The 11073-nt window shown below is 69.4% G+C and carries 9 protein-coding genes and 1 tRNA gene; 7 read left to right on the top strand and 3 right to left on the bottom strand.

All coding sequences use genetic code 11. From position 1 onward, the window contains the following. Window positions 1-142 precede the first annotated feature (142 nt). Together KGQ19_RS44270 and KGQ19_RS44265 are read left to right on the top strand one after the other, a co-directional pair. A tRNA-Arg gene (locus KGQ19_RS44270) sits at window positions 143-216 on the top strand. A gap of 15 nt (window positions 217-231) precedes the next feature. After that, window positions 232-2565: a hypothetical protein gene (locus KGQ19_RS44265; protein WP_212020892.1), complete on the top strand. Its 2334-nt coding sequence runs from the start codon at window positions 232-234 to the stop codon at window positions 2563-2565. Between the two features lie 137 nt (window positions 2566-2702). Here KGQ19_RS44265 and KGQ19_RS44260 read toward each other — a convergent pair whose 3' ends face one another. Next, a complete protein-coding gene (locus KGQ19_RS44260; protein ID WP_212020890.1) occupies window positions 2703-3935 on the bottom strand; it encodes a serine hydrolase domain-containing protein in 1233 nt (410 codons plus the stop codon). 418 nt (window positions 3936-4353) lie between these two features. Between KGQ19_RS44260 and KGQ19_RS44255 the strand changes: the two genes are divergently transcribed. Genes KGQ19_RS44255 through KGQ19_RS44240 form a run of 4 tightly spaced genes read left to right on the top strand, consistent with a single transcriptional unit; the run spans window position 4354 to window position 7711 of the window. After that, window positions 4354-5457, top strand: coding sequence for an ABC transporter substrate-binding protein (locus tag KGQ19_RS44255; protein WP_212020888.1), 1104 nt, complete (start codon window positions 4354-4356; stop codon window positions 5455-5457). 13 nt (window positions 5458-5470) lie between these two features. Continuing rightward, entirely contained in the window at window positions 5471-6262 is a 792-nt protein-coding gene (locus tag KGQ19_RS44250) for an ABC transporter ATP-binding protein (protein ID WP_212020887.1), read from the top strand. Further along, the gene (locus tag KGQ19_RS44245; RefSeq protein ID WP_212020885.1) at window positions 6252-7214 is read left to right on the top strand and encodes an ABC transporter permease; all 963 of its coding nucleotides are present in this window, start codon (window positions 6252-6254) and stop codon (window positions 7212-7214) included. Before KGQ19_RS44250 ends, KGQ19_RS44245 begins: the two co-directional genes overlap by 11 nt. A 59-nt stretch (window positions 7215-7273) precedes the next feature. Continuing rightward, complete coding sequence (locus KGQ19_RS44240) at window positions 7274-7711, top strand: MarR family winged helix-turn-helix transcriptional regulator (protein ID WP_212020883.1); 438 nt, start codon at window positions 7274-7276, stop codon at window positions 7709-7711. A gap of 30 nt (window positions 7712-7741) precedes the next feature. Here the strand turns inward: KGQ19_RS44240 and KGQ19_RS44235 are convergent, their stop codons facing one another. Beyond that, a complete protein-coding gene (locus tag KGQ19_RS44235) occupies window positions 7742-8872 on the bottom strand; it encodes a CapA family protein (protein ID WP_212020882.1) in 1131 nt (376 codons plus the stop codon). Window positions 8873-9185: 313 nt separating this feature from the next. Continuing rightward, on the bottom strand, window positions 9186-10088 hold the full coding sequence (locus KGQ19_RS44230) for a LysR family transcriptional regulator (RefSeq protein ID WP_212020874.1): 903 nt from the start codon (window positions 10086-10088) through the stop codon (window positions 9186-9188). A gap of 140 nt (window positions 10089-10228) precedes the next feature. Between KGQ19_RS44230 and KGQ19_RS44225 the strand changes: the two genes are divergently transcribed. Beyond that, window positions 10229-10531 carry an EthD family reductase gene (locus KGQ19_RS44225; protein ID WP_212020872.1) on the top strand — a complete coding sequence of 101 codons (303 nt, stop codon included), beginning with the start codon at window positions 10229-10231 and terminating at the stop codon, window positions 10529-10531. Window positions 10532-11073 lie beyond the last annotated feature (542 nt).

The following is an 11073-nucleotide window of genomic DNA, read 5'->3' as shown; positions in this document are numbered from 1 at the left end:
GTGAGAACAATGATCGCGACCTCGTGGACGATCTTCATACAACCGACCCTAGACGACACCCACGACACCAACGGCCAGACCGCATAGCTACCACTGACATGCCTGAACTTCGGACTCATTCATCTAGAGTTCCAGACCTTCGCGGCGTGTAGCTCAATCAGCGAGAGCACCAGGCTTCGGACCTGGAGGGTGCGGGGGCGGTTCCCGCCACGTCGGCTTATGGACGAGAAGATGACAGTCTCCGGCGGGTACGCGTACGGCCAGTGGGCCAAGGCGCTGACCACCGCCGGGGCTCACGGGGACGAGGCCACGCGGACGCGGGCCGTCAAGCGCCTGCGCAAGTGGACCGCGGTGCTGGCCGGGCTGGCCGACGGCACCCTGACGATCGGGTCGCGGACGCCCACGGCCGGGCTGCCCGCATGGGTGACCCCGGACGTGGTGCGGGGCGGGTTCGCGACCGGCCCCGCCCTCGCCGGCGGCCCACTGACCGCCGACGAGATCGCGGTCGCCGAGCGGGTGGGGATCCCCGCCACGCGGATCGCCTTGTTCGCCTACTTCCTGTCGGAGCCGGGCCTGGCCGAGTTGCAGGCCCTGCTCGACAACGGCGCCTACCGGGTGGACGTGCCCGAGGCCGCGGCGCTGCTGGCGGTCGCGTGGCTGGCGCGGAACATCGCGGACGGCCAGGACGGCCAGGACAGCCACGACGGCCACGACGACAACGGCGACAACGGCGACCTGCAGGAACTGCTGGCGACGCTGGCCCCGTTCGCCGACCGGCTGCGGTTCACCCCCGAGCGCACCGCGGCCTCCGACGAGACCACCGACGCCGATCATGGTCCCGAGGTGGTCCAGCGCGAGACGGTCGGCGAGGTACGGGCCACGCTGGCCCGGCGTCCGGCGAATCCGCGGATCGCGGCGATGAACGAGGCGCTGAGCGTGTGGAATCCGTTCAGCGACGAGGTGCTGGCCCTGTGGCTGCGGACGGATGTCGGCGGCCGGGTCGGCGCGTCGTTCACGCCGGAGTGGCGCGATCAGGCCACTGAGTTGCTTGCCCGCTACCGAATCCTCGCCGCCGAGCACACCTGGTGCACGAAGCACCGCAAACCGAAGGAGAACCTGGCGATCCTGCTGGCCGCGCTCACCGAGGCGCTGACCGACCGGGAGCTGTCGGCGCGCCAGCGTGGGCTGCTTCAGCACGCCGTGGACTCCATGGTGCGTCGGCGCGGTATGCCCGGTGGTGCGGAGCACTCGGCCTTGCGGGCGGCCCAGGCCGGCGTCGCCGCGCGTCCCACGCATGCCCGGCTCGCGCAGATGGTCGACGCCCGGCTCGCGCCGTTGCCGCAGGGCGCGGGGCTGCGGGACGTGTCCGCGGCACTCGCTCCGATCACGGTCGAGGACGGCCGCACGTTCGTCGTCCCGAACGCCGTCGCGCGCCTGGTCCGCCAGGCGACCGCCGGGACCGTCGCGGAGCTGATCGACGCGGGGGTGGTCGGCTCGCTCGAAGTGGTGGCGGAGCTGCTGCCGGAGATCGTCGGCTCGCACTCGGCCGACGCTTACCGCGATCCGTCTCTTCGTACCCTGATGTCGCGGCACTACAGCGCTTTCCGGAACCGCCGGTCGTTGCTGCTGCTCGATTACCAGCACCAGGTGCGGATCGGCGAGCTGCCGTGGATGGTCGCCCTCCAGGGCTTGCGCGAGACAGGCGACGCCTACCGCGCTGATATGGTCAGCACCCTGCGTCGCGTCGCCTCGCAGGCCCTCGCCGGTTTCCCGGCCACGCTGCTGCCGAACCCGCTGGTGCGGGAGTTCGCGGCGCTGAGCGGCGAGGCGGATGCCCGGCTGCCGTGGGTGGAGGAGTTGGCGGCGGACATCTTCATGGGCGACTTCACCGTCAAGTATCTCCAGGCGGCACAGTCGGCCGGCAGGCTGCTGGCGAACACGCTTTATGAGGACTACTACGGCATCGACTACGACGTCCTACTGGCGATGAGCGTTCCGCGGCAGCCCGACGGCGGCGCGCCGATCGCGAACGCGTTCGGCGCCCTGTGCCGGGATCGTGCCCATCTGCCGCCGAGCCACCGGTCGCTGGTGGCACGCAACGGCATGGTCATCGAACAGGCTCAGATCCTCACCACGCACAACCTGGCGACGTTGGCGGGAGCCGTCGGCGTGGTGCCGGACGGCGGCTGGGCGACGGCGGCGCGGCGGGCGTTCGAGCACGTGTGCCTGCTGGCCGAGCGACTGGAGCGGGTCCCGCGGGTGCTGCCGGTCATCAAGGACATGGCCTACGCGTGGCGGCACATGGTGTTCTACGCCTCGCTGCTCGACGAGGCGGAGCTGACCGCGCTGCACGCCGGGCTGCGCGACACCGCGACGCGGGCGGGCCGATCGGTGAGCCGGACGCTGAAGCCGGTCATCGCCGGGCTCGAGGACGTCCTGGCCGGCGAGGACTTCGCCGAAGACGGCGGCAGCACGCACGGTCGCCGGCTGTTGGGCTGGAGCGCTACAGGGCACTGGTTGATGGGGATGTTCGGGGACGAGCGGCGGGTGGCTTACAAGTCGTGAGGCAAGTCGTGAGGCAAGTCGTGAGGCAAGTCGTGAGACGCGGCTGACTCGGGCTGCCGAGCCGCACACAGCCCAGACCGCCGCCCGGCGATGCGGGCGGCGGTCGTGGCTCGCCGGGCCGTCGCAGTCGTCCCGCCCTACGAAGCCGGGGTCAGAACCGCCGCGATCAGCCGGTTCGACAACGGCGTCGGTGCGCCGAAGTCCAGGCTGAGGTTGGACACCGAGTACACCGCGCGGATCGACAGGTCCCGAGTGGCGAACATGCCGTTCGCGTAGCCGTCGTCGTGGCCGGTCTTGCCCCACAGCACCACGCCGTTCGGGAGCCGGGTGGACATCAGGCCGGCGCCGAAGCAGGCGACCTGCGGGCAGGAGGTGCCGCCGACGAACGGGACCGGCTGGCCCTGGCTGTTCAGCGGCAGGGTGAACATCTCGTTCTGCTGCGCCGGGGGCAGGAGGCGGCCCTGCATCAGTGCACTGATGAAGCGGTCCAGATCGGCGGGAGTGGAGATCATGTTGGACGGGTCGCCGCCCTGTTCGCTGACGTCCACAGCCGTGCCCTCATCATCGGTCATGTAGCCGTGCAGGTAGGGCTTGGGCATCACCGGGTCGGTCTCGGGCACGGTGGTCTGGGTCAGGTGCAGCGGCCTCAGGATGCGGTCGGTGACTTCCTGCCGATAGGAGCGGCCTGTGATCTGCTCGATGAGCGCGCCGCCGATCCGGAAGCCGAGGGAGTTGTACTCCTGCTCGGTGCCGGGCGCGAAGTGCGGGCCGGGCCAGGGGCGGCCGGTGGGGCGCAGGGTCTGCTGGATGATCTGGTCGAAGGTCCGGTAGCTGTAGCGGTCGGCGATGGTCTGGTCGGCGGTGAGGGCCGGGGCGCCTTCGTCCACGTCCGGCAGCCCGCTGGTGAAGGTGATCAGGTTGCGGACGGTGATCGGGGCGAAGGTGTCCGGCAACAGGCCCGGCATGTAGTGCTGAACGGTCTGGTCCAGGTCGATCCGGCCCTCGGCGGCCAGTTGCAGGATGACGACGGTCTCGAAGGTCTTGGAGATGCTGCCGATGTGGAAGTGCGCGTTCGGCGCGATCGACCGGCCGGTCTCGCTGTCGGTGGTGGCGCCCTGCCAGAGCTGGCCCGGCTCGGCGACCCGGACGATCGCGCCGGCGGCGCCGTCGGTGGGCCGGGTCTGGATGGCGGCCTGGAGCGCGGCGCGGTTCAGCGGCGGGAACGCGGTCGTGGTGCCGGCGGTCGTGGTGCCGGCGGTCGTGGCGCTCGCGGCGAAGGCCTGGCCGCCGCCGACGACGCCGATGGTCACAGCGGCGAGGGCGGAGCAGGTGAGGGCGAGGGTTGCGGCACGTCGGGCCATGGGCTTCATGTGATCGATTCTGCTGAGCGGCCGCGGGACCCGGAATGGGGCTAGCCCCACTCGCGGCGCGGGCCGTCCCCCCGATCGTCCGCCGATCAGGCCCGGCCGCACCGCCGGCGATCCGTTGGACAGAAAAACATTCGGACCCAGAAATAAATTGCTCCAGAAATGCTTGTCGGCCCGAGGTTTTCAGTGTCCGTATATTGGACGGGAAATAGACGAGTATTCGAAATCCGTGCCACTCTCTAGCCATGTCCCGCGATGGAATAGCCCTAGTCAGTCGACGGCACGTCGACTTCGGACGGCTGTCCAGCGCCTGCTGTTCGCCGCAGCTTTGATCAGGCTGATCCATCCCCTTTCCCCCTCTCGCGCAGCGCCTGAGCCGCTGCCCGCCGGCCTGCCCGGCGATCCTTTCGGGAGCCTTCCTGTGCTACGCATCAAGACTCTGATCCGTTCGGCCGCGGCGTTGGGCATCGCCGCCGGGATCGTCGCATCGGCCGCCGCGTGCGGGTCGTCGTCATCATCGTCGAAGAGCGGTTCGTCGGCCGCCGCGGCGGCCTCGGGCGGAACCGCGGCTTCGCAATTGCGGCTCGGCTACTTCGCGAACGTCACCCACGCCACCGCGATGGTCGGCGTGGCGCACGGCGACTTCGCCAAGGCGTTGGGCACCACCAAGCTCTCGACCCAGATCTACAACGCCGGTCCGGCCGAGATGACCGCGTTGCTCGGCGGGCAGTTGGACGCCGCGTACGTCGGGCCCTCCTCGGCGCTGTCAGCCTACGTACAGTCCCACGGCGAGGCGCTGCGGATCGTCGCCGGCGCCACGACCGGCGGCGCGGAGCTGGTGGTCAAGCCGTCCATCACCTCGGCCGCGCAGCTGAAGGGCAAGGTGCTGGCCACCCCGCAGAAGGGCAACACGCAGGACGTCGCCCTGCGCTACTGGCTCAAGCAGCAGGGCCTGACCGCCAACCCGGACGGCACCGGCGACGTCTCGGTCGACCCGCAGGACAACGCCACCACGCTGGACCAGTTCAAGGCCGGGCACATCGACGGCGCGTGGCTGCCGGAGCCGTGGGCCTCGCGGCTGGTCGCCGAGGCCGGAGCGAAGGTGCTGGTCGACGAGAAGGACCTGTGGCCGAACGGGCAGTTCGCCACCACGAACCTGGTGGTGTCCACCGACTTCCTGAAGAAGCACCCGGACACCGTCAAGGCCCTGATCGACGGCCAGATCGCGGCCAACGCCTGGATCACCTCGGACCCGGCCAACGCGCAGAAGCTGGTGAACTCCGAGCTCAAGCGGCTCACCGGCAAGGCGCTGACGGACGCCGAGATCGCCCGGTCCTTCACCGAGCAGAAGGTCACCAACGACCCGGACGCGTCCACCCTGCAGACCGCACTGGACCACGCCGTCGCCGTGGACCTGCTGAAGAAGACCGACCTGCACGGCATCTTCGATCTGTCGATCCTCAACGCCGAGCTGACGAAGAACGGCCAGAGCGCCGTCTCCGACGCCGGCCTGGGCCAGAAGTAACAGGGGGCACCTCATGACCGCCGCCGTCGAGACGGAAACGGGAAGCACCACCACGGTCAGCGCCGAAGCCGCGGTGCGCCTGACCAAGGTCACCAAGACGTTCCGCGACGGCGGCGCCCCGGTGCTGGAGGGCATCGACCTGAGCGTGGCGCCGGGCGAGTTCGTGTGCCTGCTCGGCGCCTCCGGCTGCGGCAAGTCCACGCTGCTGAACCTGATCGCCGACCTCGACAAACCCTCCGGCGGCACGGTCGACGTCCCGTCCGGCCGCGCCGCGCTGATGTTCCAGGAGTCGGCGCTGTTCCCGTGGCTGAGCGCCGGGGCGAACATCGACCTGGCGCTGCGGCTGCGCGGCCGGTCCGGCAAGCGGGAGCGCCGGACCGAGGCCGAGCGGCTGCTGGACCTGGTCCGACTGCGCGGTGCGTACGACAAACGGCCGCACCAGCTCTCCGGCGGGATGCGACAGCGCGTGGCACTGGCCCGGGCGCTGGCCCAGGACAGCAAGGTCCTGCTGATGGACGAGCCCTTCGCCGCCCTGGACGCCATCACCCGGGACGTGCTGCACGAGGAACTGATCCGGCTGTGGGAGACGACCGGGCTCGCGGTGGTGTTCGTCACCCACAACGTGCGCGAGGCGGTGCGGCTCGGGCAGCGCGTGGTGCTGCTGTCCAGCCGACCCGGCCGGGTCGCGCACGAATGGCACGTGGACATCCCGCAGCCGCGGCGGGTCGAGGACAAGGCCGTCGCCGACTTGTCGGTGGAGATCACCGATCACTTGCGTCAGGAGATCAGTCGCCATGGCCGCTGAGACGGCTGCGGGTGCCGGGACCGCCGAGGCCGCCGAGGCCGCTGCCGCCACGGAGCCCGCCGGGACCGCTGAGTCCACCGGGACCACCGGACCCGCCGGGCCCGCTGACGCGCTGGCGACCGTCGAGGCCGGCCTCGACGCGCTGGACGCCACGACAGAGCACGAAGTCAGCAGGCTGATACGCATCCTGCGTTCGGCCTACCCGCCGGTCCTCGCCATCGCCCTGATCCTGGCTATCTGGCAGGCGCTCTATCTGGCGAAGATCTGGCCGGACTGGAAGCTGCCGGGGCCGTCGGAGGTCTTCACGTCGCTCAAGGAGACGTTCAGCGGCGGCGACGCGTGGACGGCCGTGGGCCACAGCGTGGAGCACGGCGCGGTCGGCTTCGCGGCCTCCCTCGTGATCGGCACCCCGCTGGGCCTGCTGGTCGGTCGCTTCAAGCCGGTACGCGCCGGCGTCGGACCGATCCTGTCCGGCCTTCAGTCGCTGCCTTCCGTGGCCTGGGTCCCGCCGGCGCTGATGTTCTTCGGACCGCAGCCGTCGATGCTCTACGCCGTGGTGCTGCTCGGCGCGGTGCCGTCGATCGCGGTCGGGGTGGTATCAGGGCTCGACCAGGTGCCGCCGCTGTACCTGCGGGTCGGCCGCAACCTCGGCGCGCGAGGCCTGTCCTCGGTGCGCCACGTGCTGCTACCCGCCGCTCTGCCGGGCTACCTGGCCGGACTGCGGCAGGGCTGGGCATTCGCGTGGCGGTCATTGCTGGCGGCCGAGATCATCGTGCAGTCGGCGCAGCTGGGACACTCGCTCGGGTTCCTGCTGAAGAACGCGCAGGACAGCAATGACATGGCCGGCGCCTTCGCCGCGATCGTGTTGATCCTGGCGGTCGGCGTCACGGTGAACCAGGTGTTGTTCGTACCGCTGGAGCGACGCGTACTGAAGGCCCGGGGCCTGATCTGAGCGACTGCCTGAACAGGTCGGCTGGTGATCCCCGGAACCGGGACATAGAGTGCCCATCCGTGACAGCCCCGCTCCCCGACGACGTGGCTCGCCGGCTTCCGTACGCGATGGTCCGATTGCGAGCGCGGCTGCGGACCGAGTCCGCGCCCGCTGACCGGCGCTGGACGTGGTCGCAGATCGCGACCCTCGGTCGGATCGCCGCCGAGGGGCCCGCGACGACCAGCGCTCTGGCCGCGGCCGAGCACGTCCGCCCCCAGTCGATGGCTGAGACGGTCGCCGTGCTGCTGCGGGAAGGGCTGGTCACCCGGAGCCCGGATCCGACGGACGGGCGCAAGGCGCTCGTCTCGATCACCGCCTCGGGCCGCGAGCTCCTGGCGGGCATCCCCGCCGTTCGCGGCGCGTGGCTCGCGGCCGCCATCGAGCGGAACCTCTCGCCCGCCGAGCACCGGACGCTGGCGGAGGCAGTGGCGATCATGGAACGGCTCGCGGACAGCTGAGCTCCCGCCGGCCCGGTATCAGGCCGGGCCCTATGCGCTGACGGATGTGTCGATGACGACCTCGTCTCCGTACCACCGGAAGACGCAGGTGAGTTGTTCGCTCTCGGTGACGCTGCGCAGATAGTCGAAGACCTGCTGGCCGCGCGGATCGAGTTGGCCGACGATCTCGGGCTCGGCATGACGGTTGATGTGGACCGGTATATAGCCGACGCGTTCGATCCCGCCACGGGAGATCGAGGCCTTCACGATGATCGAGGCCTTGGACTCGGGGTGCATCGGGTAGGTGGGGTATCCCGGGTCCGGTCGCACGCCGTACAGCTTGTGGAGTTTCTTCAGCGCGAGAGCCGCGTTCTCGTCCGCGGAGTGCGACGGGCCGAGTTCCAGCGCGAAGTTCCCTGTCGAGTAGAAGATCACTTTGCCCCGGTAGGTTTCGACACCCTTCAAGATGTGCGGGTGCGTGCCGAGAACGAGATCCGCTCCGGCGTCGACCGCCGCACGGCCCATCTCATAGCAGTAGTCGGGAATGACGCGCGGAGCGAAGTGCACTCCCCAGTGGAAGGAGACGACCACGGCGTGGCACGTCTGTTTGAGGGCCTTGATATCCTCGACCATCCTCGCGAGTTCGGCCGGGTCGGCTCCGGAGCGGATCAGCTTGGGGGTAGCCGCCTGCCGGTCCACTGTTTCGTGCTCTGTCCAGGCGTGGACGGGTGCATAGCCCGCGTTGCCCTCACCGGCCGCGTAGGTCTCCGGGCCCGTGTTCCCGTACGCCAGGAAACCGACCTTGACGCCCTTCGCCTCCAGGCAGACCGGCCTGCGCGCCTCGGCGAGGTCGGCGCCTGCTCCGACGGGCTGGAACCCGCGAGCCCTGAGCCTGGACAACGTGTCGATGAGCGCGTCCCCACCCCAGTCCATCGTGTGGTTGTTCGCCAGCGACAGCACATCGAAGCCGGCGAATTCGAGGGCGTCGATGTTGTCCGGATCCGAATGCGACGGATGCCGCGACACGGGGTTCTCCAGCCGGTCGGAGTACATCTGCTCGCAGTTGGCGAATGCGATGTCGGCAGCCTGAATCACTTCAGCGACATGCCTGAAGACGGTCCTGGGTGCGGCGCGGTCGATCAGCAGGTCGCCCACGCCCAGAAAGGAAATCTCGTCCGACACGATCAGCTCCGTTTCCTGTGGTCCGTGTCGAGTCCGTCCCCGGCACGCCTCAACGGTAGCAAAAAGGCAGGCTACCTGTACAGGTAACCTGCGCAGTTTTCCTGCGCAATCGAGACCTCGCGGGCCGGCCGCGGGACGTCGCGGAGCGACCTCGGGGAAAGCCCTCAGCAGGTCGGTGGTGGTGGTTCGGCAGCTGTTCGCGAAGGCTGGTGGGTGACGTCGCCGCGTCCGTGGAGCAGATGGGTCTCGATTCATCTGCTGCGGTCTTCGGCCCCGCCACCGCAGACGTCCGTCGCGCTTGACCCCTTGCGCGTCAGTCCGGCAGCCAGTGCAGCTCGTGCGCCAGGGTTTTGGCGACGGCACGGATGCGGCGGTGTAGTGGCGACTGCTCGCGGGGGAGGACCAGGTGGATCGTCAGGCTGGGCGCGCCTCGCAGCGGTCGCCAGGTGAGACCGGCCGGTGGTGCCGTGGCCGCGGCTTCTCCGGCCGGGGCGAGGGTGATCCCGTCGCACAGGTCGCGCTGAGACATGTCGAAAGAGACTGCGGGCGTGTGGAATCGGGGGTGTGGTCGGGTGTCTCGGAACAGTGCGGACAGCTGATCGTGGATCACGGGGTTGGCCGCACGGTCCGGGAGCCGCAGCGGATACGCGGCCGCGTCGGCGATCTCGATCTCCAGGTGTTCGGCCAGCGGATGATGTTGCGCCAGCTGGACCCCGATGCGCGCGCGCCGCAGCAGGAACCGGCGCACGCCGCGGCCCGGCTGTTCGCCGCGGGTGACCCCGGCATCGATGCGGCCGTCGGCGACCGCGGGGGAGATCTCGGGTGTCGCCATCGGGACCGCGCCGACCTCGAGTCCGCTGTTTTCACGAATCAGCCTGTCCACCAGCGCCGGTACCGTCTCGGCCCCGGTGCTGAGGCTGTATCCGATGCGCAGCGTGCCCAGTTCACCGGCCGCCGCGCTCCGGGCGGTGTCCCAGGCCCGGTCCAGCGCCGCCAGCGCGGGCGGCGCGGACTCCGCCAAAGCCGCACCGGCCGTGGTCAATACGACGCTACGCGTGTCGCGGACCAGCAGGGCCGTACCGAGTTCCGCCTCCAGTCGGCGCATCCGGGCGCTGAGTGCGGGCTGTGCGATACCGATCCATGCGGCCGCGCGGGTGAAGTTCAACTCCTGCGCCAGCACCAGGAAGTACCGCAGGCTCACCGTATCCGGCGCCACGTGCCCTCCCCGCCGATTGATAACGATCCGTTCTGAGGCTATCCCCTACCGATCTTTCCCTCGACCACATACCAAGCCCTAGCCTGCGCATATGACGATTCAACCGACCGCAGGACTGGGACATCGCAACGGAGGCCGTCATGCATAAGGTGGTCGTCCTGTATTCCAAGCCCGCCGACCCTGACCACTTCCGCGACTACTACGTGACCAACCACCTTCCACTAATCATGGATTGGCCCGGCCTGCTTGCGTGGCGCTACAGCTTCGACGTGGCGGCGACCAACGGAGAAGCGCCGTTCGCGGTCTTCGAAGGCGACTTCGCCGACGCCGCCGCCTTGGCCGCGGCGCGGGCGACACCGCAAGGCCGGCGGGTGGCCGCCGATGTCGCCAACTACGCCACCGGCGGTGCGGTCGTCATCGACTATCCGGTGCGGTTTCGCTAGATTTCTGGCGGGGTGAGGTAGGGGGTCGGTTTGGGGTGTTGGGTTCGGATCTTTTTTGGGGTTGCAGTTTGTGGGCCGGGTTGCGGTTGGGGTGTGGGTTTCAAATGCTTTTTACGCCTTCGGTCATAGTTGTGCCGGTTCGGGGTTCGAGGTGGTGGGTGTGTTTGTCGGCTGCCAGTTCGCGCGTGCACAACCCCGCCGCAACTCAGGCCTCTTCAACTCCAGCAAGTCAGAGCACGGGCACAGGCCAGATCAAGAGCAAGGTCAAAGACTGTGATGAAGAGCCGGGCCTCCGGCGGGCCTCGGCAACCTCAGGGAAACTAGCGCGGTTCCCTAGGGTGGCCGATCTAGTCTCAGCGGCGGCGGCCTGTGGGGTGGTGCGGTCCGTTCCCCTCGGTCGCGTCGTCAGCCCGGGGGGTACAGCACCGGTGTCCGGGGGTAAAGTCCGCGCGCGGCGGACATGCAGGTAGGCGGCGGTTTCGTGCAGCGCGAACTTGACCCCCGGCCACCGGCACTGTAGGCGAAGCCCTGCCGACGCGACC

This window comes from Catenulispora pinistramenti, assembly GCF_018274385.1.
Taxonomy (GTDB): Bacteria; Actinomycetota; Actinomycetes; order Streptomycetales; family Catenulisporaceae; genus Catenulispora; species Catenulispora pinistramenti.
The sequence above is the reverse complement of the archived record's forward strand: the minus strand, read 5'-3'. Positions and strand labels throughout refer to the sequence as shown.

Bases quoted from the DNA above. Each gene is read 5' to 3' on its own strand.
- KGQ19_RS44265 (WP_212020892.1), top strand. From the start codon at position 232: ATGACAGTCTCCGGCGGGTACGCGTACGGCCAGTGGGCCAAGGCGCTG.
- KGQ19_RS44260 (WP_212020890.1), bottom strand. From the start codon at position 3,935: ATGAAGCCCATGGCCCGACGTGCCGCAACCCTCGCCCTCACCTGCTCC.
- KGQ19_RS44250 (WP_212020887.1), top strand. From the start codon at position 5,471: ATGACCGCCGCCGTCGAGACGGAAACGGGAAGCACCACCACGGTCAGC.
- KGQ19_RS44245 (WP_212020885.1), top strand. From the start codon at position 6,252: ATGGCCGCTGAGACGGCTGCGGGTGCCGGGACCGCCGAGGCCGCCGAG.
- KGQ19_RS44225 (WP_212020872.1), top strand. From the start codon at position 10,229: ATGCATAAGGTGGTCGTCCTGTATTCCAAGCCCGCCGACCCTGACCAC.